This window comes from Mesorhizobium sp. M1409, from assembly GCF_040317535.1.
Taxonomy (GTDB): Bacteria; Pseudomonadota; Alphaproteobacteria; order Rhizobiales; family Rhizobiaceae; genus Mesorhizobium.
In genome coordinates, this window is record NZ_JAMYKV010000035.1 from 43,217 (window position 1) to 67,348 (window position 24,132).

At 61.4% G+C, this 24,132-nt stretch carries 23 protein-coding genes; 13 read left to right on the forward strand and 10 right to left on the reverse strand.

The window, feature by feature from the left end:
• Positions 1-44 precede the first annotated feature (44 nt).
• The 5 genes from tpiA (at position 45) to NKG99_RS23850 (ending at position 5,112) form a co-directional block, all read left to right on the forward strand.
• Positions 45-812, forward strand: a complete 768-nt coding sequence (gene tpiA / locus NKG99_RS23830) for a triose-phosphate isomerase (RefSeq protein WP_352871177.1) — start codon at positions 45-47, stop codon at positions 810-812.
• A 170-nt stretch (positions 813-982) separates the two neighbouring features.
• On the forward strand, positions 983-1,447 hold the full coding sequence (secG, locus tag NKG99_RS23835; protein ID WP_352871179.1) for a preprotein translocase subunit SecG: 465 nt from the start codon (positions 983-985) through the stop codon (positions 1,445-1,447).
• Positions 1,448-1,658: 211 nt separating this feature from the next.
• Complete coding sequence (locus NKG99_RS23840) at positions 1,659-2,777, forward strand: L,D-transpeptidase (protein ID WP_352871180.1); 1,119 nt, start codon at positions 1,659-1,661, stop codon at positions 2,775-2,777.
• Positions 2,778-2,913: 136 nt separating this feature from the next.
• Positions 2,914-4,551 carry a CTP synthase gene (pyrG, locus tag NKG99_RS23845; RefSeq protein ID WP_352871181.1) on the forward strand — a complete coding sequence of 546 codons (1,638 nt, stop codon included), beginning with the start codon at positions 2,914-2,916 and terminating at the stop codon, positions 4,549-4,551.
• A 21-nt stretch (positions 4,552-4,572) separates the two neighbouring features.
• Positions 4,573-5,112, forward strand: coding sequence for a DUF1697 domain-containing protein (locus NKG99_RS23850; protein ID WP_352871183.1), 540 nt, complete (start codon positions 4,573-4,575; stop codon positions 5,110-5,112).
• 67 nt (positions 5,113-5,179) lie between these two features.
• Here NKG99_RS23850 and NKG99_RS23855 read toward each other — a convergent pair whose 3' ends face one another.
• Positions 5,180-6,637: an NCS1 family nucleobase:cation symporter-1 gene (locus tag NKG99_RS23855; RefSeq protein WP_352871184.1), complete on the reverse strand. Its 1,458-nt coding sequence runs from the start codon at positions 6,635-6,637 to the stop codon at positions 5,180-5,182.
• Between the two features lie 335 nt (positions 6,638-6,972).
• Here NKG99_RS23855 and NKG99_RS23860 point away from each other — a divergent pair, with 335 nt between their 5' ends.
• Complete coding sequence (locus tag NKG99_RS23860; protein WP_352871185.1) at positions 6,973-7,275, forward strand: DUF982 domain-containing protein; 303 nt, start codon at positions 6,973-6,975, stop codon at positions 7,273-7,275.
• Positions 7,276-7,389: 114 nt separating this feature from the next.
• On the opposite strand, the gene NKG99_RS23865 is transcribed toward NKG99_RS23860, so the two are convergent.
• The 7 genes from NKG99_RS23865 to NKG99_RS23895 all read right to left on the reverse strand — a co-directional run bounded on the left by NKG99_RS23865 (position 7,390) and on the right by NKG99_RS23895 (position 14,273).
• A complete protein-coding gene (locus tag NKG99_RS23865) occupies positions 7,390-7,743 on the reverse strand; it encodes a YybH family protein (protein ID WP_352871187.1) in 354 nt (117 codons plus the stop codon).
• Positions 7,744-7,812: 69 nt separating this feature from the next.
• A complete protein-coding gene (locus NKG99_RS23870; RefSeq protein ID WP_352871189.1) occupies positions 7,813-8,556 on the reverse strand; it encodes a ribonuclease activity regulator RraA in 744 nt (247 codons plus the stop codon).
• A gap of 21 nt (positions 8,557-8,577) precedes the next feature.
• Positions 8,578-9,741: a mandelate racemase/muconate lactonizing enzyme family protein gene (locus NKG99_RS23875; protein ID WP_352871191.1), complete on the reverse strand. Its 1,164-nt coding sequence runs from the start codon at positions 9,739-9,741 to the stop codon at positions 8,578-8,580.
• Positions 9,742-9,774: 33 nt separating this feature from the next.
• Positions 9,775-10,872: an ABC transporter ATP-binding protein gene (locus tag NKG99_RS23880; RefSeq protein WP_352871192.1), complete on the reverse strand. Its 1,098-nt coding sequence runs from the start codon at positions 10,870-10,872 to the stop codon at positions 9,775-9,777.
• Between the two features lie 10 nt (positions 10,873-10,882).
• Positions 10,883-11,773, reverse strand: coding sequence for a carbohydrate ABC transporter permease (locus tag NKG99_RS23885; protein ID WP_352871194.1), 891 nt, complete (start codon positions 11,771-11,773; stop codon positions 10,883-10,885).
• Positions 11,770-12,729, reverse strand: coding sequence for a carbohydrate ABC transporter permease (locus NKG99_RS23890; RefSeq protein WP_352871196.1), 960 nt, complete (start codon positions 12,727-12,729; stop codon positions 11,770-11,772). The genes NKG99_RS23885 and NKG99_RS23890 overlap by 4 nt, the downstream gene beginning before the upstream one ends.
• Positions 12,730-12,794: 65 nt before the next feature.
• Positions 12,795-14,273, reverse strand: a complete 1,479-nt coding sequence (locus NKG99_RS23895) for an ABC transporter substrate-binding protein (protein WP_352871198.1) — start codon at positions 14,271-14,273, stop codon at positions 12,795-12,797.
• Between the two features lie 214 nt (positions 14,274-14,487).
• Here NKG99_RS23895 and NKG99_RS23900 point away from each other — a divergent pair, with 214 nt between their 5' ends.
• From NKG99_RS23900 to NKG99_RS23930, 7 genes are all read left to right on the forward strand, one after another.
• A complete protein-coding gene (locus NKG99_RS23900; RefSeq protein WP_352871200.1) occupies positions 14,488-15,198 on the forward strand; it encodes a GntR family transcriptional regulator in 711 nt (236 codons plus the stop codon).
• A gap of 52 nt (positions 15,199-15,250) precedes the next feature.
• On the forward strand, positions 15,251-16,414 hold the full coding sequence (locus NKG99_RS23905) for a mandelate racemase/muconate lactonizing enzyme family protein (protein WP_352871202.1): 1,164 nt from the start codon (positions 15,251-15,253) through the stop codon (positions 16,412-16,414).
• A 57-nt stretch (positions 16,415-16,471) separates the two neighbouring features.
• Positions 16,472-17,827, forward strand: coding sequence for a mandelate racemase/muconate lactonizing enzyme family protein (locus tag NKG99_RS23910; RefSeq protein ID WP_352871204.1), 1,356 nt, complete (start codon positions 16,472-16,474; stop codon positions 17,825-17,827).
• Between the two features lie 57 nt (positions 17,828-17,884).
• A complete protein-coding gene (locus NKG99_RS23915; protein ID WP_352871206.1) occupies positions 17,885-19,081 on the forward strand; it encodes a mandelate racemase/muconate lactonizing enzyme family protein in 1,197 nt (398 codons plus the stop codon).
• 340 nt (positions 19,082-19,421) lie between these two features.
• Positions 19,422-20,162, forward strand: a complete 741-nt coding sequence (locus NKG99_RS23920; RefSeq protein ID WP_352871208.1) for a metallophosphoesterase family protein — start codon at positions 19,422-19,424, stop codon at positions 20,160-20,162.
• A gap of 20 nt (positions 20,163-20,182) precedes the next feature.
• A complete protein-coding gene (locus tag NKG99_RS23925; protein WP_352871209.1) occupies positions 20,183-21,592 on the forward strand; it encodes a protein kinase domain-containing protein in 1,410 nt (469 codons plus the stop codon).
• 77 nt (positions 21,593-21,669) lie between these two features.
• The gene (locus NKG99_RS23930) at positions 21,670-22,176 is read left to right on the forward strand and encodes a hydrolase (protein WP_352871210.1); all 507 of its coding nucleotides are present in this window, start codon (positions 21,670-21,672) and stop codon (positions 22,174-22,176) included.
• Here NKG99_RS23930 and arcC read toward each other — a convergent pair.
• Entirely contained in the window at positions 22,173-23,114 is a 942-nt protein-coding gene (arcC, locus tag NKG99_RS23935; protein WP_352871211.1) for a carbamate kinase, read from the reverse strand. The genes NKG99_RS23930 and arcC overlap by 4 nt on opposite strands.
• A gap of 1 nt (position 23,115) precedes the next feature.
• The gene (argF, locus tag NKG99_RS23940; RefSeq protein ID WP_352871212.1) at positions 23,116-24,117 is read right to left on the reverse strand and encodes an ornithine carbamoyltransferase; all 1,002 of its coding nucleotides are present in this window, start codon (positions 24,115-24,117) and stop codon (positions 23,116-23,118) included.
• Positions 24,118-24,132 lie beyond the last annotated feature (15 nt).

The window sequence follows — 24,132 nt, forward strand, 5'->3', positions numbered from 1 at the left end:
TGGTAGTGAGGGCCAGAGCCCGATATCGCCCGGAGAAGCAAACCATGACGCCAGGAATTCGCCCGCTTGTCGCCGGCAACTGGAAAATGAACGGCACCAGTGCCTCGCTCAACGAGCTCAGGATGATCGGCAACGGTTTCATGAGTGGGCTCGATGCCGAGACCGAAGCGCTGGTCTGCGTTCCGGCAACCCTGCTTGCCCACGCCGCTGAGATCCTGTCGCGCACACCGGTGCATGCCGGCGGTGAGGATTGCCACACCAGGGAGAGCGGCGCCTACACCGGCTGCATCTCGGCGGAAATGCTTAGGGATGCCGGCGCCAGCCACGTCATCGTCGGCCATTCCGAGTGCCGTGAGCAGCGCGGCGAGGATGACGCGACGGTCCAGGCCAAGGCCTCCGCCGCCTGGCGTGCCGGACTCGTGGCGATCATTTGCATTGGCGAGACCCAGCAGCAGCGTGAAGCGGGCGCCACGCTCGACGTGCTGTCGCGGCAGGTCGACGGATCGGTGCCGCCAAGCGCCACCCCGTCCAACACCATCATTGCCTATGAGCCGGTATGGGCGATCGGCACCGGCCTGACGCCAACCGCGGCCGATGTGGCCGAAGCACACGCACATATCCGCGAAAAGCTGTCGGAAAAGCTCGGCAGCGTCGCGGCGAAGGTGCGCATCCTCTATGGCGGCTCGGTCAAGCCTTCCAACGCGGTCGAACTGCTCGGGGTCAGGAATGTCGACGGCGCGCTGGTCGGCGGCGCCAGCCTGAAGGCGGCGGATTTTCTTGCCATCGCCGAGGCTTATCGCAATATCGGTTGAAGATATTCGCCACGCCGGATGGGGCTCCCGGCGCTGGAAATCGTTGCAAAGAAGGCGTTGCTTCCCATATTCCGGCCACGGGCTTGGAAATGCCATCAAAGCATTGTATTGAGCCGCCTCCAATTCACCGGTCGTGTCCGCGGCCGGGCAAGGCCTTGCCAGGATAAACTATGGAAACCGTACTGATCGTCATCCATCTCATGGTCGTGCTCGCCCTTGTCGGCGTGGTGCTGCTGCAGCGTTCCGAAGGCGGCGGCCTTGGCATCGGTGGCGGATCCGGCTTCATGACCGCGCGAGGTGCCGCCAATGCGCTGACGCGTGCGACGGCGATCCTGGCGGCCGCTTTCTTCGCCACGTCACTGACACTGTCGATAGTCGCCCGCTATGGCGAGAAGCCGATCGACATCCTCGACCGCGTGCCGGCGACATCGGACGGTGCAGGCAAGGGTGTGCTCAACCAATTGCCCGGCACGACCACCCCGGCGCCCGCAGGCACCACCACGCCGCCATCCGGCAACGACGCCGCGGCTCCGGCGACTGCCCCGGCCAAGGCGCCTGCCGCCGGTTCGACGCCGCCGGCAACCAATGGCGCCGCTCCCGCCGCGCCGGCGACCCCGCAGGTTCCGAACCAGTAGTCCTCGGCGCCTGAAGCCGCGATCTGTGGTCGTTTGAACACAGTCGCGGCAAATGCAGCAAGATCACGAAGATTCGATGGGATGAGGCGCGGCCTCGCGCTTGAGGCCCCCGCGCTTATTCGACTATAGATTGCGCGCGGCATTTCCGGCGCCCTTGGGGGGCGCTGGGCGACGCCGTGGGCAACAAGCATAGAACGATCGGATCTTCGCCATGCAGCTTCGCAGCTTCATTTTCCTTGGACTTTGCGCCGTACTCGGCGTGAGTTCCCCCGCTTTCGCTGGCGTTCTGGCCAATATGGCCGCACAGCCTTCGGTTGAAACAACCTCCGCCATCAACGTCGCCGTCAAAAGTGATGCGACGCAATTGAAGCTTCTCAAGAAGAAGAAAAACCCGACACCGGACGATCTAGCCCAGATCAAGAAGATCGAGGCCAAGATCGTTGCCGACAAGGAAGCCGCCAAAGCCAAGGCGCTCGAAGCCAGGAAACTGGCGATGCGCGAGGCGGCCAAGGCCAAGGCCGACGCTGAACGTCAGGCGTTCCTGGCCAAGAAGGGCAAGAGCGCGCCGGCAACCGAGGTGGCCGATGCCAAGCTGGCCAAGAAGCAGGCTGCCAAGATCATCGAGCCAATCGAACCGATCCAATCGGCCGAGCCGCTTCCGGCGGAGGCGATGAACGTTGCCTTGACCGGCAACAATGGCGAGCTGCGCAGTGAGGTTATCGGCCAGAAGCAGCCGAGCAGCGGCGGTCTGTTCGCCGGCCTCTTCGGCGGCACCTCGTCCTCTTCGTCGATTTCATATCTCCCCGAGACGCGGGCTCTTGACCAGGCTCTCGCCAAGAGGGAAGCCAAGAAGCTGTTCAAGGTGAAGCCGGAATTCGTGCCGCAGGACGTGGAATTCAGCGGCTACGCCGCGGGCACCATCGTCATCGACACCAGCGCGCGCCGCCTCTACCTCGTCGAATCGTCGTCCACCGCGCGCCGCTACGCCATCGCGGTCGGCCGCGAAGGCCTGCAGTTCAAGGGCACGGTCGCGGTCGGCGACAAGCAGGAATGGCCGCGCTGGATCCCGACGCTGGACATGCAGAAGCGCGAGCCGAAGCATTACGGCCAGTACAAGGACGGCATGCCTGGCGGTGGCCAGAATCCGCTCGGCGCGCGCGCCATCTATCTCTATGACGGCAAGAAGGACACGCATCTGCGCATCCACGGCACCATCGCGCCGCAGTCGATCGGAACCAGCGCCTCGAATGGCTGCTTCCGGATGATCAACGAGCACGTCATGGACCTCTACAGCCGCGTCAGGGTGGGCACCAAGGTCGTCATCATCTGACGTTTTCGTCATCCTGCCGAAAGGGCCGGCTCAGCCGGCCCTTTTGTTTTGCTTGTTCACGACCCAAGCGCCTTCTTGGGAAAAAACCTTCGCGGTGGTTTTTTCTCTGGCGGAATCAATCCGGCCGCGTTAAGCGATGACTCCCATGGCGCGATATGTATTCATCACAGGCGGCGTGGTTTCCTCACTTGGAAAAGGCATAGCCGCAGCGGCCCTTGGGGCTCTCCTGCAGGCGCGAGGCTATCGCGCACGCATAAAAAAACTCGATCCCTATCTCAATGTCGATCCGGGCACGATGTCGCCGTACCAGCATGGCGAGGTTTTCGTCACCGACGATGGTGCGGAAACCGATCTTGATCTTGGCCACTACGAGCGCTTCACAGGCCGCTCCGCCAATCAGCAGGACAACATCACCACCGGCCGGATCTACAAGAACATCATCGAGCGCGAGCGGCGGGGCGATTATCTCGGCGCCACCGTGCAAGTCATTCCGCACGTCACCGACGAGATCAAGAACTTCGTCCTCAACGGCAATGACGACTATGATTTCGTGCTGTGCGAGATCGGCGGCACGGTCGGCGACATCGAGGCGATGCCGTTCCTGGAAGCGATCCGCCAACTCGGCAACGACCTGCCGCGCAACAACGCCGTCTACGTCCATCTGACGCTGATGCCCTACATCCCGACGGCCGGCGAGCTGAAGACCAAGCCGACCCAGCATTCGGTCAAGGAACTGCGCGGCATCGGCATCGCGCCCGACATATTGCTGGTCCGCGCCGATCGCGCCGTCCCCAAGGAAGAGCGCAGAAAACTGTCGCTGTTCTGCAATGTGCGCGAAAGTGCCGTGATCCAGGCGCTCGACGTGCCGCATATCTACGATGTGCCGATGGCCTACCACAAGGAAGGACTCGATTCGGAGGTGTTGGCCGCCTTCGGCATCGATCCGGCGCCGAAGCCGCGCATGGAGCCCTGGCAGGCGGTGTCCAACCGCATCCACAATCCGGAGGGCGAGGTCACCATCGCCGTTGTCGGCAAATATACCGGCCTCAAGGATGCCTACAAATCGCTGATCGAGGCGCTCTCGCATGGCGGCCTGGCCAATCACGTCAAGGTCAAGCTCGACTGGATCGAATCAGAAATCTTCGAAAAGGAGGATCCGACGCCCTGGCTGGAAAAGGTGCATGGCATCCTGGTTCCCGGCGGCTTTGGCGAGCGCGGCTCGGAAGGCAAGATCCTGGCGGCGAAGTTCGCGCGTGAGCGAAAAGTGCCGTATTTTGGCATCTGCTTCGGCATGCAGATGGCCTGCATCGAGGCGGCCCGGTCGCTCGCCGGCGTCGAGCATGCGTCATCGACCGAGTTCGGTCCGACCGAGGAACCGGTCGTCGGCCTGATGACCGAATGGCTGAAAGGCAACATGCTGGAGAAACGCCGCGAGACCGGCGACCTCGGCGGTACGATGCGGCTCGGTGCCTATCAGGCCGAGCTCGCCAAGGGCTCGAAGATTGCCGAGATCTATGGCGACACGCAGATTTCCGAGCGTCATCGCCACCGCTACGAGGTCAATGTCGACTACAAGGAACGGCTGGAGGATTGCGGCCTGGTGTTTGCCGGCATGTCGCCCGACGGCGTGCTGCCGGAAACGGTCGAGTATCCCGATCATCCCTGGTTCATCGGCGTGCAGTATCACCCGGAACTGAAAAGCCGGCCGCTCGACCCGCATCCGCTGTTCGCCAGCTTCATCGAGGCGGCGGTGGAGCAGAGCCGGTTGGTGTAGCTCCCATAGCCCAGTCGGACCATGCAGACCTATGTCGCGCTGCTTTACAGCATCATCCTGGGCGAGGGGCGACGGGTCGTCATGGCCGACCTCAAGGCGATGGCCGAAGAACTCGGGCTGAAGAACCCGCGCACGCTGGTGGCGACCGGTAATCTGGTCTTCGAGAGTGAAAAGACCTCGATCGCCACGCTCGAAAAGCGGCTTGAGGCAGCGTTTGAAAAAGCCTTTGGCAAGCATGTCGACATCATCGTGCGCACCGCAAACGATTGGCTGAAGCTTGCCGCCGGCAATCCGTTTCCGGACGAATCGAATGCGACCGCGGATCAGGTGGCGGTGCGGGTAATGCGCCAGCCCGTGCCCGACGAAGCCATCGCGGCGCTCAAATCCTATGTCGGCAAGGACGAAAAGATGCAGGCCGTCGGCGGCGATATCTGGATTGTCTTCTCGCGCGCCAGTTCACGGCTTCTGACGGCAACCAGCCACAAGCGTCTGGGCATCGGTACATCGCGCAACTGGAACACGGTGCGCAAACTGGCCGAGATGGTGGACGGTAGGCAGTAGGCAGTAGGCAGTAGGCAGTAGGCAGTAGGGAAGCGGTTCTCTGCTCCCTAGCACCTACTGCCTCATTTCAAGCCTTTGCCGTCTTCGCTCCGGCGCTCAAAGCGGCGGTGCGCAGGACGTAGTAGATGATGCCGGCGATCGCCACGCCGAAGAACCAGCCATAGACGCCCCACCAGGACGGCAGCCAGTTGGTGAAGTTCGGCAGGATCGACGAGAAGATGGCGCCGATGCCGGCGGCGATGAAGGCGTTGACGTGCCAGCCGCCCTGGAAGCGGAACTCGCCGTCCTCGCGATAGAGCGCCTCGACGTCGACCTCACCCTTCCGGATCAGATAGTAGTCGACCATCATCACGCCGAAGATCGGCCCCATCGTCGCGCCGATGACGTTGACAAAGGAAGCGGCACTGCCTTCCCATGGTGCGAAGGGATAGAGCAGCAGGGCGATCACGGCCGCGATATAGCCGCCCTTCTTGAAGTCGATCTGCCTGGGAAAGACGTTGGAGAAGTCGAAGGCCGGCGAGACGAAGTTCGCCACCACGTTGATGCCGAGCGTTGCAACCGCAAAGGTCAAGGCTGCGAGCGCCGCCAGGAACCAGCTGTCGAATTTCGCCGAGATCTGGTCGGGATGCAGCAGCACTTCGCCATAGACGTCAAAGGCGGCAATGGTGGTGACGCCGGCGACCAGCGAGAACAGGATCAGGTTGATCGGCAAGCCCCAGATGTTGCCCTTGCGCAGCGATGCCTTGTCCGGCGCGTAACGGGCGAAATCGCAGAAATTGAGATAAAGCGCCGAGAAATAGGTGACCCAGATCGCCGCCACCGCAAACAGCGAGGTCCACGAGCCGGGCGTGCCGGGCACGCCCGCATCCTTGGTCTTGTCAAGCAGCACGTCCATGGGGATGTCGCTGGTGAAGGCAAATCTCCCGGATTTGACGCAGAGATAGATCGCCAGGATCAGCATCATCACCCAGACTGCCGGTCCTGCCCAATCCTGGAAGCGGCGCACCGTCTCCATGCCGTTCTGGATGATCAGCAGTTGCAGCGCCCAGATGACCACGAAGCAGATCACCTCCAGGCCGGTATGGCCGAGGAAATGCGTGTTGGCGTTGAAATCGGCAAACCATTGCGAGCGGACCAGCAGCGCCACGATCGCGCCGGAGGCGGCGGCGGTCTGCGCGCCATACCAGAAGCAGGCGACCACCGCGCGCACCAGTGCCGGTATGTTGGCGCCCCAGATGCCGAAAGAGGCGCGGGCAAGCACGGGGTAGGGCACGCCGGTCTTTACGCCGGCATAGCCGACCATGTTCATCAGCGCGTAGATGATCAGCGAGCCGATGCCGATGGCGATGAGGAAATTGACGAAGCCGCCACAGAACAGAAACAGGCTGGCGGCCAGATAGTAGCCCCAGAGGCTGTGAACGTCCGACGTCCAGACGTTGAAGATCGAGAATGGTCCCCAGTTTCGAATTTTGGCTGGCGCCAGATCCTCGTTGTACAGATCAGGTGAAGCACCTTGTATTGTCATTGCAATGTTCCCCTTTTGCAGCACGCGCCCTCACGCGTTGGCCGCGTGCAGGGTAAGCCTGACGCAGGGGAACCGACAAGCAACCTATTTGCCGGCTTTGGCCTTAAAGATATTCAATAAGAACCGCGCTTATCGGCAGGAGTAAGCTGCAGCCGGGGTGCCTCCACGGCGATTCGAATTTCGCCGATTTTGTCGCGAGAAACGCGGGCCGAAGTCTGCCCGTTTCTCGCCATCAAGCTTTTTTATGCGGGATCATCTTTTTTCTGGAACCCAATGCCCATTCGGGAGTTTAATGGGGTTCGATTGAGCGGAGGCGATCGGCCGGGAGGAAACTTATGGATCGCTTGCATTTCTTCACGCCCGTGCGCCTTGCGCCCGGGCTGGGATACCCAGTTCAGGAAATCGACAGCGTTGCCGAAGCGATGGTGTTCTTGCGCAAGTGGCCAACAGGGCGGCGCGGACCGGTTTACCAGTGCGCCTTGAATTGCTGCTCCGCTGCTCTGTCCGGCAACATGTCGGCCGAGGAAGCGAGGAAGGCTTTTGCCGGATTTGCCCGCATCACCCGTCTGCTGGACGACGACATGGCGCTGCCGATCGGTGGCGAAAACACGGAAAACGTTCAGGCGTTGAGGCGGTAGGCGCCGGATCTGTTGACCTCGAAGCTGCGCCCCGTGATGGCCGTGGCAGGGTTTGTTATGCGCCTCCGGCGAGGAGGCAAGCCAAACGAGCTGGCCCATAGTCAATGCCTTATCTCAAGTCACGGAATAGCGATCGATCACCCAAAGCCAACTGCCATCGCCTTGCCGCCGGGCTACCTCGCTGGTCACGCCACCGTCGGGAAGTCGGGTCGATGTAAGCGCGAGATCGCCGCAAATGAGCGCCGGCCGCTGCTCGCCTACGGCAAACTTTCGTCCTGACGCGACGATCTCGACATAGTAGCCGCGAATGGCCTGCCTGCCGCGCAGCAACCGTCCGCCACCGCGGTCGATCACCGCATCGGGTTCGAACAGAGCGATCATGCCGTCGACGTCGCCCGCGTGCTGCCGCGAGATCAGCAAGGGCTCCAGTTGCTGGGGGTCGTAGACAGGCTTTCTCTCTGCGTTCATGCTGACCTCCGCTAATCCGCGAACGAAAATCCTGCCGCAAACTTGCGCCCGTGCCCTGGTGATTCCACGTCAATCCATCAGGCGATTGGTTTTGCGCCACTCCTCATATTCGCCGCGGGCATCGTCATGCAGCGGATAGTAGCGTTGCAGCGGACCGCCCTCCAATAGCTTCATTCGTGAGAACTCCTCCCAGTCGTGATGCTTCTGTGATTCTTCGATTACCTGCGGGGCCATTGCGACGGGAAGCACCACCACGCCGTCGTCGTCGGCGACGATAATGTCGCCGGGGATCACCGTGACACCGCCGCAGGCAATCGGAACGTTGACGGCATTCGGATAGATGCTGGTCTGCACATGATAGTTTGGCGTCCAGCCGCGCAGCCATAGGGGCAGATCGAGCTTTTCGACATTGGGCCGGTCGCGCATGCATCCATCGATGACGATGCCCGCGCCGCCTCTGCCCTTGAAATATGTCGACATCATATCGCCGAAGACACCCGAGCTCATGTCGCCGCGCGCGTCGACCACGACCACATCGCCCTCTTGCGCGTGATAGAGCACGTGCCGGTGCAGTTGCGTCTCCGGATCGGCATATTCGCCCTCGGTGAACAGGTCCGGCCGCTGCGGCATGAACTGCAGTGTCAGCGCCGGCCCGACGATCGATTTCCCGTGGTTCTGTGCCATCGGACCGATCATGTGCGGGTTGCGGAAGCCCATGTGGCCAAGTGTGCCGGCAACGGTCGCGGCGCCGATCTCCTTGAGCGCGTCGATCAGATCTTTAGGCGGCCGCGTGATGTCGAGGGAATGCGTCATTGTGGACTCCGTTGAAGCAAACTACCAGTTCGTGACAGAACCGTCGCGGCGCCTAAGGTGAGGCGCTTCCCAGAAACGCGAACTCTCCGCCTTGACCGCTTCTTCATTGACCTCGACGCCGAGCCCCGGCATCTCGCTGACCGGATAATCGGTCCCGTCGAGCCGGGGCTGCACGGGGAAGAAGTCGGAATTGTCGAAGCCCAGCTTTATTTCAGGCGCCCTCGTCTCGAGCCACGCGAAGTTGGGTACCGCGGCGGCGAGATGCACGCTCGCGGCCGTGCAAACTGGACCAAGGGGATTGTGCGGCATCAGGTCCACATAGTGGGCCTCGCTCCAGCCAGCGACTTTCATCGCCTCGGTAAGCCCGCCGACATTGCAAACATCGAGCCGGTTGAACTGGTGGATGCCGCGCTCGATGTAGGGCAGGAACTGCCACTTGCTGGCAAATTCCTCGCCGATGGCAAAGGGGATGTCGGTCATCGTGCGCAGGGATTCGTAGGCCTCCGGCGTCTCGTCCCGTATCGGCTCCTCGAGGAAATCAAGCACGCCGCGGCCGAGCTTGTTGCAGAAGCTCACCGCCTCTGCCACCGACAGCCGATGATGATAGTCGAGGCCGAGGACGACCTCGTCGCCCAGCGCCTCGCGCGCCTTGTTTAGCATCTTCGCGGTAGCGCCGATCGACTCGCGGGGCTCGAAGATGTCCCTGCTGTTCTGCCCGACGGGGAAGAAGCGGACCGCCTGCCACCCCTGTGCGCGCAGTTCGCGGGCTCGTTCGATGGCGATATCGCCCTCGGCCTCGTCGCCGATCGAGGCGAAGGTGGGGATGCGGTCGCGCTGTTTGCCGCCTAGCAGCTCGTAGACCGGCACTTCCAGCGCCTTGCCCTTGATGTCATGCAGGGCGATGTCGATGGCGGAAATCGCCGCCTGCAGGACCCGCCCGCCCTCGAAGTATTGGCTGCGATAGGCCTCCTGCCAGATCCGCCCGATCCGCATGGGATCGCGGCCGATGAGGAACTCGCGATAATGCTCGACCGCGCCGGCCACGGCCTTCTCGCGACCGCTCAAGCCGCTCTCGCCCCAGCCGAAGATGCCTTGATCGGTCTCGACCTTGACCAGCATCTGGTTGCGCGTTCCTACCCACACTGGATAGGGCTTGATCGCGGTGATCTTAAGCTTCGTAGTCATCCACGCCCACGTTCCACACGCATCCGCCCTGTCTCAGTCGGCCCTGAGGGCCATTTCGGTTTCGCCGTCGAACAGATGCATCCGCTCCTGGTCGAACTCGAGCCAGATCTGCTCGTCAGGTGCGACGGCGATGTTGGGTGACACGCTGATGTTGACGATGGCGCCGGAGAGGAACGCCTGTACGAAGGTCACATCCCCTGTTGGTTCCACCGTATAGGCCTTGGCCGGAATGGCACCGGGGACTGTGCTCTTGTGCAGCTTGATCGTCGAGTGTCGCGCTCCGAGCACGATTTTCTTGGTGGTCGCGCTCTGGACCTTGCGCGCGTTCAGTTGCGACAGCTCGAGGCTCCAGCCCTCCGCGCCGTTCAACACAGTGTTGCCGTTTGCCGTCGACGCCTCCAGCGGAATAAGGCTCATCGCCGGACTGCCGATGAAGCTGGCGACGAACATGTTCACCGGATGGGCAAAGACCTGCGCCGGTGAATCGTATTGTAGCAGGTAGCCGCCGTTCATCACCGCCATCTTGTCGGCCATGGTCACGGCTTCGAGCTGGTCGTGCGTCACATAAATGATCGTCGCCTTGAGATCCTGGTGGAAGCGCTTGATCTCCGACCGCATCTGCACGCGCAGTTTGGCATCGAGGTTGGAGAGCGGCTCATCCATGAGGAACACCGCCGGGTCGCGGACGAGGGCGCGGCCGAGCGCCACACGCTGCTGCTGCCCACCCGAAAGTTCGCGCGGCTTGCGCTCGAGCAGGTGCGTCATGTCGAGCACTCGCGCCGCTTCCTTGACCTTCCTGTCGATCTCGTCCCGGGGCAGTTTGCGCATCTGCAGCGGGAACGCCAGGTTCTTGTAGACCGACTTTTGCGGATAGAGCGCGTAGTTCTGGAACACCATTGCGATGTCCCGGTCCTTAGGGTCGAGATCGTTGACCACCCGGTCCCCGATGACGATGTCGCCCGATGTGATCGGGATCAGCCCCGCGACGAGATTGAGCGTGGTTGTCTTGCCGCAGCCTGAAGGGCCGACGAGCGCAACGAACTCGCCGTCATTGACGGTCAGTGAAACGTCGTTGACAGCTTTGAAGCCGCCATAGGTCTTGACGAGATCTTTGAGGACCACGTGGGCCATCGGCAACTCCCTAGTGCTTGACCGCGCCTTCTGTAAGGGCGCGTACGAAGTATCGTTGCAGGATGAGGAACAGCACCACGACGGGCACGCTCATCATAAAGCTGGCCGCCATCAGGCCTGGAAAGTCCGTCGTATTTTCCGAGAAGAAACGCTGGATGCCGACCGGCAGGGTCAATTGGTCGTTCTTGGAGAGGAAGGTGTAGGCGTAGATGTACTCGTTCCACGCGCCGATGAAGGAATAGATCGCGGTGGCGATGATGCCGGGCGTCGAGAGAGGCATCACGATCAGGATGAAGGCCTGGAAGCGCGTCGCTCCATCGATGCGTGCCGCCTGCTCGAGCTGGACCGGGATGTTGTCGTAGAACCCCTTGAGCAGCCAGATTGCCAGCGGCAGGCCGAAGGTGAGATAGGTGAGGATAAGCGAGCCATGTGTGTTCACCAGCCCAAGCATGCGCATCAGGATGAAGAGCGGCACGAGAAAGATCACCGCGGGGAACATGTTGCGCAGCAGCACGGCGAAGAACAGGAAGTTCCGGCCGGGGAAACGGAAGCGCGAAAACGCGTAAGCGGCAGGAACAGCCACGATCACCGAAAGGACTGTCGTGACGGTCGATACGAACAGGCTGTTCCAGAAGAAGCGGAGAAAGTCCTGGCCGACGCTGCTCTGGGGATCGAGCAGCTTCTGGTAGCTGGCGAGGGTAGGCTCATCCGGCCACCATTGAGGCGGAAATTGGGTCGCCGCGAATCCGGACTTGATCGAGGTGATCAGCATCCAGATCATCGGCACCGCGGTGTAAAGCAGCATGAACACGAGGAACATGCGCCCGGCCCATCGCCATCCGTCGACGCGCACGCGGCGACGGGTCTGGCCTCGAGGAGCTGACTCGGCGGTCGCGCTCATGAGTTCCCCTCTTTCCCTTCATTGCCGCTCAACGCGCGGACATAGAAATAGCCGAGCGCCATCAGGATGAGGAACAGGAGCACCGAATAAGCCGAAGCGACGCCCCAGCGCTGGCGGCCGAAGGCGAGCTCATAAATGTGCGTGATCCAGATATGCGACGCGTTCGATGGCCCGCCTCCCGTCATGATCCAAGGAATGATGAAGGAATTGAAGTTGGCGACTGCGAGCAGCAGGATCGTCACCGTCGAGACGTTGCGCAAGTGCGGGAAAGTGACGTGCCAGAAGCGCTGCCATGCATTGGCCCCGTCGACTTCCGCTGCGCGCAGCAACTGCTCGGGGACTGTCTGCAGACCGGCCATCATCATGATCATGGCGAACGGAAACTCGCGCCAGATATTGACGACGATCAGCGAGGGCAGCACCGTGCTGACGTTGTCGATGAAGTTCGGCGGCCGGTCGGCCAATCCGAGGCCGACCAGCACCGCGCCGATGATTCCGAAGTCCGAATGATAGATCCACTTCCAGATATAGGAGGCGGCAACCGCGCTGATGACCCACGGAATGATCAGGATGGCGCGCAGGACACCACGGCCGATAAAGTCGCGGTGGAGCGCCAGCGCGGCGCCAAACCCCAGTGCAAAGGAAATGAATGTGGATCCCAGTGTCCAGATCAGCGTGTTCCAGGTGACCTTCCAGAACACCTCGCTGGTGAGGATGGCCGTGTAGTTATCGAAGCCGACGAAGCTCTTGTCGCGGAGCTGCAGGCCAGGCGGCGTCTTGAAGAAGGACAGCTCGATCGTGTAGTAGATCGGATAGGCAATGACGATGAGCATTACGGCGATTGCAGGGAGCACATACGCGTAGTCAGCGCGATGCTCCCATATCTTCCGCGGCACGCCGGCCCTAACGGGTTGCAATCTTCGGCGAGCCTCGGCCTTGCCGGTCACGATCGTCACTGTGGCGTGCCCTTATTCTTCGGAACGAACCGGCTGCACGATCGGCGCAGCCGGTCAGGCTCGGACTAGAGTCCGCCCATCAAGTCCTTTACCTTTTTGGCCGCGTCCTCCGCCGCCTGGTCGACGGTCATCGCTCCGGTCAGGGCATTCTGCAGCATATCCGGGATTATGATGTTCATGATCTCGGGGGACTGCGGCAGCGCGGGGAACGGGATGCCGTATGGCAGCATCGAGGTCGTGACATCGAGGAACTTGATTTTGTCCAGACGCTCCTTCATCCATTTGGTCTTGAAGCCATTGAGGTTGCCCGGATTCGAGCCTGCGTAAGCCATCTTCAACGACCATTCCGGGCTGGTCCACATGCAGATGATAGCCTTCGCGGCCGGCTCGTCCACCTTGCCGCCCTCGACATATTCGGGCTTCAGGATGTGAATGTTCGAGCCGCCGAACACGACGGCGCGCTTGCCGTCGGGGCCAGTCGGAATGAGGCCGTAGCGCATGTTGTCGATGACGGTCTGGGCCTTGTCCTTGTCGGTGCCCGTCGCCTTCTTCTGCAGGTCCAGCATCACATTGTAGTCGGACGGGTGCGAGATCATCATGCCGAGCTGGCCGGCGACGAACAGTGGCTGGTTATCGGCCTGCTGGTTCGTGAGCGCCGAGACCGGAACCGACTTGTCGCGAACATACATGTCGTACGAGGCTTGCAGCGCCGCCTTGCTCTGCGGGCTATCGAGCTCGACCTTGTCATAAGTCGGGTTCGCCGCCGCTTCGTCGAAAACGCCGCCGCCATAGGCCCACAGCTGTGGCATGAAGCGATACGGCGTGTTGCCGGCGTTTTTGCGAGCCACGAGGCCGTAGCCGGCAATGCCGAGCTTGTCATGGATCTGCTTGGAATACTTGACGACGTCGTCCCAGGTTGCCGGAGCCTTGTCCGGATCGAGCCCCGCACGCTTGAAGATGTCGGCGTTCCAGATGAACGCCATCGTCTCGTTGTTGGTCGGGATGCCGTAGGTCACGCCCTCCCAGGTCACGGCCTTCATGGCGCCGGGCCAGAAATCCTCGGCCGAGTACCCCACATCCTCGGGCTTGAGCGGCTCCAAGTAACCCTTTGAGGCGAACTCGGTACCACCCAGGATTTGCAGGCGCACCGCCATCGGCGCGGCGTTGCCCAAGAGCGCCGTGCGGAACTTGTCGAGAAGGTCGTTATAGGTGAGGGCTTGATCCTCGAGCTGGATGTTCGGATAGGTCTTACGGAAGGTCTCAAAGAAATCCTTGTAGTATTGGCGCAGGAGGTCGGGGTCGCCCTCGAACACGCCCTGATACCAGAAAGTCAGTCGCCCCTTGTAGTCGAGCGGGGTGACCTTGGCGCAATCGGCCGCCGTGTCGAAATCCTGTGTGCCCGCGATGGAGCGCACATATTCGGGCGACCACTTGCTCAGGTCGACCGGCGGCGCGCCCAGCGCCGATGTGGACATCAGCGATGCTACCAGCACAGGGACGACAGTGCCGCGCAGGACCGCACTGCCGAGTGTAATCCTCGTCATAGGTATCCTCCTGGTTCTCCCATGCCGCTCTTGGGCCGAGGCAAAGCGGTCGTTGCTTGTCGACCGCGGGGAGTCGTCTCGGCTCTATGTACCCCATCGATCACTTAGTACGTTTTCAGATCATAGATTGCCTGTCAACGCACCGGATCGTACATTGTTTGCGAAAGTCGTGTGTGATATCGGGCAAGATGTGTATTAATTTGGAGAGCCGGCCTTGGCCGAAACAAGCGATTTCAAAGCCATGCCGCCTGCGGGGATTGATCCCATCGGGGCCTCCAGCGAGGGCGCCTCGCTTTATGAACGGATCAGGGAAGACATCATCGAGGGACGGCTTGCCGCCAACGAACGGCTTGTGGTCACCGATCTCGCCCGGCGTCACGGCACCTCGACCAACCCCGTGCGCGAGGCGCTGCAGCTGTTGCGTGGGGAGGGCTTTGTCACCTTTGTCGCCAACCGCGGGGCGCGCGTCCGCCCCATAGATCAGGATTTTGTCCGGGATATCTACGAGATCGGTGTCCTGATCGAGCCAGCCCTGACGCGATGGTTTGTCAATATGGCTACCGGCGAGGACATTGCCGAACTCGAACGTCTCCAAGGCCTGATTGAAGAAAACAACTTCGCCGACACTTTCCGGCACAGTGAGCTGGATACCGCCTTCCACACGGTGATGTACCAGCGTCACTATAACCGCCATGCCGCCGAGCTCTGGTGGAAGCATCGCGAAGTGCTGCGAGCCGTGAGCCGGCGTTTCAATTTCACGCTCGCGCGGCGGGCCGCCATCATGCGTGAACACCGCGAACTCATCGCGCTCGTAAAGGCGGGAGAAGCCGACAAGGCGGCCGAACTCGTTTCCCGCCACGTCGAGGGTTCCGGCCGGCACGTTCTCGAACAGATGCGTGCGCGCAACGCCGCTCGGGCTGGATAGATGCCCAGTCCAAAACATCGTGGCCTGACTATTTCAATCGAGGCAAATTGAGATGAAAATCACGAGCGTTCGGCCGTGGCTGATCAGGTCCGATGCATCCTATTGGGGGGAGTTCCTGTTCGTCGAGGTGACGACCGACGAAGGGGTGAGTGGCTGGGGAGAGATCACCACCACCACAAGGCTCGCCAACCGCGCCCTTTGCACGATCCTTCGGCAGATCGGTGTCTCCGTGACAGGCGAGGATCCAGCGCGTATCGAGCATCTCTGGCACAAGATTTTCCGCAGCTTCACCTACATGGGCAGCCGCGGCGCCGCCGTCGAATGCGTGAGCGCCATCGACATCGCCCTCTGGGACATCCGGGGCAAAGTCCTTGGTAAGCCGATATACGAGTTGCTGGGCGGACCGGTGCGCGATGAAATCGCGCTCTACACCCATCCCAACCAGGCCAAATTCACCAGCAAGGAAGCCGTGGTCCGTGAGATTCTGGATATCGTCGAGTCCGGACACACCGCGCTCAAGTTCGATCCATTCCCCCACCAGGGTCGCAGCGCCGACGGCCTATCCCGCGAACAGCGGGACGGCTACCTCGATGGCGGCATGAACCGCAAGGACGAACGCGAAGCCGCCGAACTCACGGCTTTGATCCGCGAAACGGCGGGGCCCGATGTCGACATTCTCATCGACGCGCATGGCCGCTTCGACGTTCCCACCGCCATTCGCCTCTGTCGGAGTCTCGAGGAAGCCGGACAGATCGACTGGTTTGAGGAACCCTGTCCGCCCGAGAGCCTTAACGCCCTCAAGCAGGTGCGTGAGAAGGTCAGCACAGCCATCTCGTGGGGAGAGCGCGGCCATACGAAGTGGGATTTCGTCCCGGTGCTCGAGAACAGGCTCGCTGACTACATCATGCCGGACGTTACCTGGACCGGCGGCATTACCGAACTCAAGAAGATTTCCGCCCTGTGCGAAGCCTACTACATCCCGGTCTCGCCACATGACGCCGCAGGGCCGATCAACGTGGTCGCGGGAGCGCAGGTGATGATGACCGTTCCCAATTTCTACAAGCTCGAAACGTCAGAGTGGAACCTGGGCAAATACGATCATCTCATCGACAAACCACTCGACGTGTCGAACGGCAGCCTCAAGCTGTCGTCGCCTGGTCTCGGTATCGAGATGGACCGCGACTACCTGCAGGCCCATGAGATTGAATTGGGCTAGCAACGACCTGTGCGGGCATGTGGCTAACAAGCCCGCCGACCAGAACGAGGATAAGCCATGCCAAATACAGGCAGCGCCGACGAAACGCTCAATCGGGTGAACACCAACTCCAAGCCGTCCGCCCTTCGGATCACCGACATGCGGGTAGCCGAAATCGTCGGCGCGCCGTTCACCTCGGCGCTGCTCAAGATCTACACCAACCAGGGCATAGTCGGCCTGGGCGAAGTGCGCGACGGCGCCAGCGCGACCTATGCGCTGATGCTCAAGAGCCGGTTGCTGGGCGAGAATCCCTGTGACATTGACCGACTGTTCCGCCGCATCAAGCAATTTGGGGGCCATGGGCGGCAGGGTGGTGGTGTCTCGGCAGTCGAGATCGCGCTGTGGGATCTCGCGGGCAAGGCCTATGGCGTGCCGATATACCAGATGCTTGGCGGCAAGTTTCGCGATCACGTGCGCGTCTATTGCGATACCGATGCCGAGAAACCGAGCGGCACTGAAACCGGAAAGCGCCTCAAGGAGCGCGTGAACCGCGGTTTCACCTTCCTCAAGATGGACCTTGGCTTGATGCAGATCGCCCATGTCCCGGGCGCCGTGGCCGCTCCCGCCGGCGCGCTCGAAGGGTTTTACGCCAACCCGCGCGGCCGTGGCGCATCCCTCGAAGAGCGCAAGGCTCGCAATCTCGCCTACGACGCGCAGAACGTGCCGCATCCCTTCACGGGCCTCCACTTCACCGAAAAGGGCATCGACCTGCTCGATCAGTATATCCACGAGGTCCGCGAGGTGATCGGCTACGAGATCCCGCTCGCCATCGACCATGTCGGCCACGTCTCGCTGCAGGACGGCATCCGTCTCGCCCGGCGGATCGAGAAATACGCACCGGCCTGGCTTGAGGACGTGATCCCCTGGCAGCACGCCGAGCAGTATCGGCGGTTGCAGGAGGCAACGTCCGTGCCCATCTGCACGGGTGAGGACATCTACCTCAAGGAAGGCTTCGAGCCGCTGCTCAACGCAGGCATCTCGGTCATCCACCCGGACTTGCTTACGTCAGGCGGCATACTCGAGACCAAGAAGATCGGTGACGCGGCGCAGGACCATGGCGTTGCCATGGCCATTCACATGGCGGAAAGCCCGATCGCCGCGATGGCCGCCGCGCATGTCGCGGTGGCCACGGAAAACTTCATGGCGCTCGAATATCACAGCGTGGAAGTGGACTGGTGGGACGATATCGTCACGGGCTTGCCCAAGCCGCTGGTCAAGGACGGGTTCATCACCGTGCCCGACAAGCCGGGCCTGGGCATCGACGACGTGGTTGATGAAGTCATCTGCCAACACCTGCAGGAAGGGATCAAAGGCATCTGGCAGCCGACCGATCACTGGGACGACGAATATTCGTGGGACCGGACCTGGAGCTGACCGCCTCACATCTCGAGGGAAGGCCCACCTTTTGAGGGAAGGCAAGAAAGGGGAAGCATGAAGATCACCGATCTCCGGTGCGCCGTCATCGGCAAACATCCCATCGTCCGCATCGTCACCGACGAAGGCCTTCATGGCCTCGGCGAGGTTGAATACACCAAGCCATATCTCAAGCCCTGGGTCCTGCATTTCCGTGAGGCGTTGATCGGCGAGGACCCAACCGACGTCGAACGCTGCATGCTGAAGATCCGCCAGCGGGGCTCGTTCAAGCCCTACGGTGCCGCCGTCAGCGCCATCGAGCACGCTCTCTGGGACATCGCCGGCAAGGCGGCCGGGGTTCCGGTCTACAAGCTGCTCGGCGGCAAGGTGCGCGACAAGGTTCGGGTCTATAACGGCTCCATCCGAAAAAAGAGGACCGGCGACAAGCCCGAGGACTACGCGGCAGACGTCAAATGGATGATGGAGCGGCCCGAGAACTTCTTCATGGTCAAGCAGGGCATCAGCTTCCACTCCAACATGAAGACGAGCGTGCCCGACTTCCACTATGGCGTCCGTCAGCCGCCGACCTATCATGGGGCGATGGACCAAGGGCAGATCAGCGAGCGCGGCATGGCGCATATGATCGAATGCGTCGTCGCCATGAAAGAGGTGCTCGGCGACCAGGTCTCTCTAGCCCTGGATTGTGGCCCTGGCTGGTTCCTTCCGGACGCGATCCGCTTCGCGCGGGCAGTCGAGAAATACAATCTGATGTGGCTGGAGGACATGCTGACGGGCGACTACGTGCCCTGGGTCAATCCGCAGGCCTACCGCGAACTCACGACATCCACGTCCACCCCCATCCACACGGGAGAGCAGATCTACCTGCGTCATAACTTCAAGGAACTGATCGAGACGCAGGCGGTCCGCATCATTGGTCCGGACCCCGCCGACATAGGCGGCATCGCCGAGCTCAAATGGGTGGCCGAGCATGCCTACATGCACTCGATCATGATGGCGCCGCACGGCACGGCGAATGGCCTGCTGGGCCTCGGCGCGCTTATCAATGTCTGCGCAACCTTGCCCGCCAACTACATCGCCTTCGAATATCCCAGCGCCTCCGACCCTTGGTGGGAGGATATCGTTGTCGGCCTGCCGACGCGGATCGTGAAGGATTCGCTGATCGACTTGCTCGAAGCTCCAGGATTGGGCCTCGACATAGATGCCGCAGGCGCGAAGAAGTATCTTAGGGAAGAGGACGCCGGTTTCTTCGACTGAATAAACGATCGCGCACCGTTGCGATCGATGTTGATGGCAACCTGCGTGGCGAACAAGTAGTAAAGGCCCGAAATTCAGGGATCGATGTGCTTGTCATCCCCGCGGATGAAGAAAGCCGTGGCCAGGGAGATGCTGGTCTTCTGATCCGCGGCGCCCTGCCTTACTGGCATCATATTCCGGCAGAGATTATATGGCGCCAGTACCCGATGTCCGCACAGTCGAAGGTCACATTCCACTATGTCGGAGACCCTCCCGGTGATCGCGCGCGGGCCTTGAGCAGGGTCAAATCACTCGCTGTATTCGCCGTACTATGTTTCGCCGGTGCTTGGGATGACGTTGAATGCGCATTGCAATACTGTCTGACATCCATGCCAATCGCGAGGCATTCGACGCGGTCCTGGAGGTTGTTCACGAACGTGGTTCAGACGAGTTGGTATTGCTCGGCGATCTGGTCGGCTACGGTCCCGACCCCATCTACGTGGTCGAGAGGGCTGCCGATCTGACGGCGCAAGGCGCGCTCTGCATCATGGGCAACCACGATGAGGCGGTGGCGCGGGACCTAAGCGACATGACCGAGAATGCGCGGTTTGCTGTCCAGTGGACCCGCAAATGCCTTGCTCCGGCGCATTTCGATTTCCTGGCGCGGTTGCCGCTTTCGCTGCAATCTGAAGACCGGCTCTATGTGCACGCCAGCGCGGAACGGCCAGGAAAATGGCCCTATATACGTGACGTGGATGCGGCGGAACGCTGCCTGTCTTCAACCGATGCTCGTTTCATTTTCTGTGGCCATACGCACATTCCGGCCATCTACTACACGCTGCCCGGGCGCCGGCCGATGCATTTCCAGCCGCTCGACAATGTGGCGGCGCCATTGTCCGAACTGAGGCGGCACCTTGTGATTGCCGGGGCGGTCGGTCAACCGCGCGACGGCAACCCGGCGGCATGCTTTGTTCTCATCGACACGGAGCGGCGCGAGGTCACGATGGTGCGTGTTCCCTATGATCACGAAGAGACAGGCCGCAAGATCCAGGCCGCCGGCCTGCCTGGATGGCTTGGCATGCGCCTGAGGATCGGCCGCTAGGCTTCGAGGAGACATATTTGATGCAACGATTTGAGGCGGGGACAGTCATCGATGGGTTCGAGCTGGTCGAAAAGTTGCCATCCGGCGGAATGGCATCGCTGTGGCGGGTGACCAATCCGCGCTATGATTTCCCGCTTGTGCTGAAGATACCCTTTCTCGACCCGGGCGGGGATGTTTCGGTCATCCTCGGTTTCGAGGCGGAGGAACTGATCCTGAAACGGCTGTCGGGACCGCATGTGCCGCGTTTCGCGGCATCCGGCAGCCTGGCGCGGGTTCCCTACATAGCCATGGAGTTCGTGGCCGGTTCGGGCATGGCGGGTATCGTTGGCAACGCACCGCTGCCTGTGGACGAGGTGGCAACGATCGGCACCGAGATCGCCAGGGCACTCGCCGCCCTGCACCGGCAGAAGGTCGTTCACCTCGATCTCAAACCCGAGAATATCATTCTCGCCAAGCGCGGCGCGGTGCTTCTCGACTTCGGGCTCGCCTGGCATGCAGAGCTTCCCGATCTTCTCGGCGCGGAAAGCTCGGTGCCGATGGGCACCGCCGCCTATATTGCGCCGGAACAGGTGCTTGGCGAACGATCCGATCCCGCGAGCGACTTGTTCGCACTGGGTTGCATCCTTTATCAGTTGGCTACGGGCGAGGAGCCGTTCGGGCGACCGGCGACTTTCGCGGGAATGAAGCGCAGGCTCTATCATGCGCCCAAGCCGCCGCGAGACATCAACGAAACCGTTCCGCGGTGGCTGGAGGCCATCATCCTGCGATGCATGGAGGTCGACAGGTCTCAACGATATACCGAGGCGGCGCATGTTTTGTCCGATCTGAAGAACCCGGATCAGGTGGTGATTGCCAAGCGCAAGCCCCGGGACGAGGGGCTGTGGGCCGCCATCGCCAAGCTGTTTCGCAAGACCGATGACAGATCGCTTGTCGGTAGGTCGACCTCGTCGAGGACACACGCCGGCCCTTCAATTGTCCTTGCCGCGGTCGATCTGGCCAATGGCGGCGATGCGCTGGCAGGCGAGGTTCTCAACGAAACCGCCCGCGTGCTTGCCTCGCGAGAGGATTCCTGGTTGGCCTGCGTGACGGTCCTGAAAACCGAAATCATCGGCGGGACGCCGGCAGCGGATGAGACCGGGCGCTCAGTTTACCTGAAGCGGCTCGTCGCGATGAAGGATTGGGCTCGTCCACTGCATCTGCCGGAAGACCGCATCAGCTATCACGTGCTTGAGGCGGTCAGTCCCGCCGATGCGATTCTCAACTACGCCGAGCACAATGACGTCGGACACATCGTCGTTGGAGCCCGAGCGTCGTCGGTAATCCGCCGTCACCTCGGCAGCGTCTCGACCAAAGTCGTTGCACAGGCCCTTTGCTCCGTTTCAGTCGTCCGGTTGAAAACAGTCGAGGAACAAGGGCGGCAGCCGCTTTGATGCGCATCGATGTTGACAGAGATCAATGATGGCCGGAATCATTGCCCGTCAGATGGCGGTTCAATTGAGGACAGGCCATGCGGACGAATGAAACACCTCGGTACGACGCCAGTGTCAACACGACCGGTTGCTGCCCCAGGTTCAGTCCCGACGGCTGGGACGGTCAGGATCTGCATTTCAACGACAAGCGGTTCGTCAAGGCCACGACCCACAGCGTCATGCATATCCCGATGAATATGGGCAGCGTGTTCGCGCGCGTTAACAAGCACATCGAAGACGCCGGCGCCTCGGACGAAGATCAATTCATTGTGCTGAGCAGGGACATCTCACCCTGGAGCAGCGAGCATCTGTTTGCGGTTTCGAAGCCTGTGCCCGGCGAGAAGATCACTACGCTGACTGGAGACCTCATAACGAAGGTGTTCGAGGGTCCGTTCAGCCAGGCGAGGACCTGGGATGAGGAGATGCGGCAGATTGCGCGTGCTCGAAACACCGAGCCAAGTGACGTGTACTTCTTCTACACGACATGTCCGAAATGCGCCAAAGCCTACGGCAAGAATTATGTCGTCGGTGTCGTGGCTGCCTAAAACCTCCGAGGCTCGATGGGTGAGGGCAGAGCGTCGGCTTCGAACCAGGTGCCGCGTTCGCCCGTCACAATTTCTACGGCGTCATCAAGCTTGCCGATTGCCGCAGGCTTGCCTGTCGCTTCAATGAATTCGATTGCAGCGCTGACTTTCGGTCCCATGGAGCCGGCCGGAAAATTCTTCCCGGATAGCTCCTTGGGGCTCACGCGCCGGAGCGCCCGAGCAGTCGCCGTTCCGTAGTCGACATAGACGGCGTCGACATCGGTCAGCAACAGCAGCATGTCGGCCTTCAATTGACGCGCAAGAAGCGAGCTTGCCAGATCCTTGTCGACGACGGCCTCCACGCCGCAAAGACTGCCATCTACCCGGGCTATCACTGGAACCCCGCCGCCGCCGGTGCAGATGACGATCACACCGCGTTCGACAAGGAACGAGATCACAGCGGCTTCCAGGATCTCCAGCGGTCTGGGCGAGGGCACGACACGGCGCCATTTGTCGCCATCGGGCGCAATCCGCCAGCGGCGTTCGATGGCAAGCTTGCGTGCCGTTGCCTCGTCGTAGACCGGGCCGATAGGCTTCGTCGGGTGAGCGAAAGCAGGATCGTGCGGATCGACCTTCACCTGCGTCAGCAGGGTCGCGAAAAGCCTCTCTTTGAGGAGATTGCCGAGTTCCTGCTCAATGACGTAGCCGATCATGCCTGCGCTTTCGGCGCCAAGCACATCGAGTGGAAATGTGCGGCCATCTGAAGTTGCCGCGGCCTGGAGGGCCAGAAGTCCTACCTGCGGTCCGTTGCCATGCGTTATTATGATCGAGTGCCCTTCGCCGATCAGACCCGCCAATACAGCCGCAGCGCGCACGATGTTGGCACGCTGGTTCTCGGCCGTCATGGGTTCGCCACGGCGCAGCAGTGCGTTTCCGCCGAGCGCAACGACGATCCGCATCTCAGTTGCCGATCGTGGAGACGAGCAAGGCCTTGATCGTGTGCATGCGGTTTTCGGCCTGATCGAAGACGATCGACGCACCCGACTCGAACACCTCGTCGGTGACCTCCATGCAGTCGATGCCGTATTCCTTCGCAATGAAGGCGCCGATCTCGGTATCGGTGTCGTGGAACGCCGGCAGGCAGTGCATGAACTTGACGTGGGGATTGCCGGAGGCAGCCATAACCTCGCTGGTGACACGATAGGGCATCAGAAGGCGAATGCGCTCGGCCCAGCCCGACTTGTCCTCGCCCATCGACATCCAAACGTCGGTGTAGATGAAATCGGCATCCTGGACGCAGCCAGCCACATCCTCGTCGAGCCGGAAACGGCCACCGCCGCGGTCTGCCAGGTCCCGGACATGGGCACAGAATTCCTCGTCCGGCCAAAGCTCCCTCGGCGATGCGATGCGCATGTCGATGCCGACCTTGGCTGCTCCGAGTGCCAGCGACAGCGCGACATTGTCCCGACCTTCACCGACGAAGGTGACGGTCATATCCGACAGGTGCTTGTGCGTGAATTCACGCATGGTCATGAGGTCGGCGAGGATCTGCGTCGGATGCGCCTCGTCGGTGAGACCGTTGTAGACCGGCACGCCGGCGTGCGCGGCAAGCAGTTCGGCCTGGTGCTGGCCAAAGCCGCGATACTCGATCGCATCGTACATCCGGCCAAGCACGCGGGCGGTGTCCTTCATGGATTCCTTGTGGCCGATATGGCTGCCGGTGGGGCCAAAGTAAGTGACGTGGGCGCCCTGATCGTAGGCCGCCACCTCGAAACCCGTGCGTGTGCGCGTCGAATCCTTCTCGAAGATCAGGGCGACATTCTTTCTGACAAGCCGCGGTATCTCGTGCCCGGCGAGCTTGGCCGCTTTGAGATCGGCGGCGAGCTTGAGAAGAAACCGGATCTCGTCGGCCGTGAGGTCGTCCAGGGTCAGGACGGAGCGGCCATGAAGATTGATCGCCATGGGGATTTCCTTTCG

Excerpts from the sequence above, each read along its gene's own strand:
- NKG99_RS23920 (WP_352871208.1), top strand. The coding sequence starts at position 19,422 with ATGCGCATTGCAATACTGTCTGACATCCATGCCAATCGCGAGGCATTC.
- NKG99_RS23855 (WP_352871184.1), bottom strand. The coding sequence starts at position 6,637 with ATGACAATACAAGGTGCTTCACCTGATCTGTACAACGAGGATCTGGCG.
- NKG99_RS23880 (WP_352871192.1), bottom strand. The coding sequence starts at position 10,872 with ATGGCCCACGTGGTCCTCAAAGATCTCGTCAAGACCTATGGCGGCTTC.
- NKG99_RS23860 (WP_352871185.1), top strand. The coding sequence starts at position 6,973 with ATGGATCGCTTGCATTTCTTCACGCCCGTGCGCCTTGCGCCCGGGCTG.
- NKG99_RS23870 (WP_352871189.1), bottom strand. The coding sequence starts at position 8,556 with ATGACGCATTCCCTCGACATCACGCGGCCGCCTAAAGATCTGATCGAC.
- secG (WP_352871179.1), top strand. The coding sequence starts at position 983 with ATGGAAACCGTACTGATCGTCATCCATCTCATGGTCGTGCTCGCCCTT.
- NKG99_RS23915 (WP_352871206.1), top strand. The coding sequence starts at position 17,885 with ATGAAGATCACCGATCTCCGGTGCGCCGTCATCGGCAAACATCCCATC.
- NKG99_RS23840 (WP_352871180.1), top strand. The coding sequence starts at position 1,659 with ATGCAGCTTCGCAGCTTCATTTTCCTTGGACTTTGCGCCGTACTCGGC.
- NKG99_RS23875 (WP_352871191.1), bottom strand. The coding sequence starts at position 9,741 with ATGACTACGAAGCTTAAGATCACCGCGATCAAGCCCTATCCAGTGTGG.
- NKG99_RS23930 (WP_352871210.1), top strand. The coding sequence starts at position 21,670 with ATGCGGACGAATGAAACACCTCGGTACGACGCCAGTGTCAACACGACC.
- NKG99_RS23905 (WP_352871202.1), top strand. The coding sequence starts at position 15,251 with ATGAAAATCACGAGCGTTCGGCCGTGGCTGATCAGGTCCGATGCATCC.
- tpiA (WP_352871177.1), top strand. The coding sequence starts at position 45 with ATGACGCCAGGAATTCGCCCGCTTGTCGCCGGCAACTGGAAAATGAAC.
- NKG99_RS23910 (WP_352871204.1), top strand. The coding sequence starts at position 16,472 with ATGCCAAATACAGGCAGCGCCGACGAAACGCTCAATCGGGTGAACACC.
- pyrG (WP_352871181.1), top strand. The coding sequence starts at position 2,914 with ATGACTCCCATGGCGCGATATGTATTCATCACAGGCGGCGTGGTTTCC.
- arcC (WP_352871211.1), bottom strand. The coding sequence starts at position 23,114 with ATGCGGATCGTCGTTGCGCTCGGCGGAAACGCACTGCTGCGCCGTGGC.
- NKG99_RS23865 (WP_352871187.1), bottom strand. The coding sequence starts at position 7,743 with ATGAACGCAGAGAGAAAGCCTGTCTACGACCCCCAGCAACTGGAGCCC.
- NKG99_RS23885 (WP_352871194.1), bottom strand. The coding sequence starts at position 11,773 with ATGAGCGCGACCGCCGAGTCAGCTCCTCGAGGCCAGACCCGTCGCCGC.
- NKG99_RS23925 (WP_352871209.1), top strand. The coding sequence starts at position 20,183 with ATGCAACGATTTGAGGCGGGGACAGTCATCGATGGGTTCGAGCTGGTC.
- NKG99_RS23850 (WP_352871183.1), top strand. The coding sequence starts at position 4,573 with ATGCAGACCTATGTCGCGCTGCTTTACAGCATCATCCTGGGCGAGGGG.
- argF (WP_352871212.1), bottom strand. The coding sequence starts at position 24,117 with ATGGCGATCAATCTTCATGGCCGCTCCGTCCTGACCCTGGACGACCTC.
- NKG99_RS23895 (WP_352871198.1), bottom strand. The coding sequence starts at position 14,273 with ATGACGAGGATTACACTCGGCAGTGCGGTCCTGCGCGGCACTGTCGTC.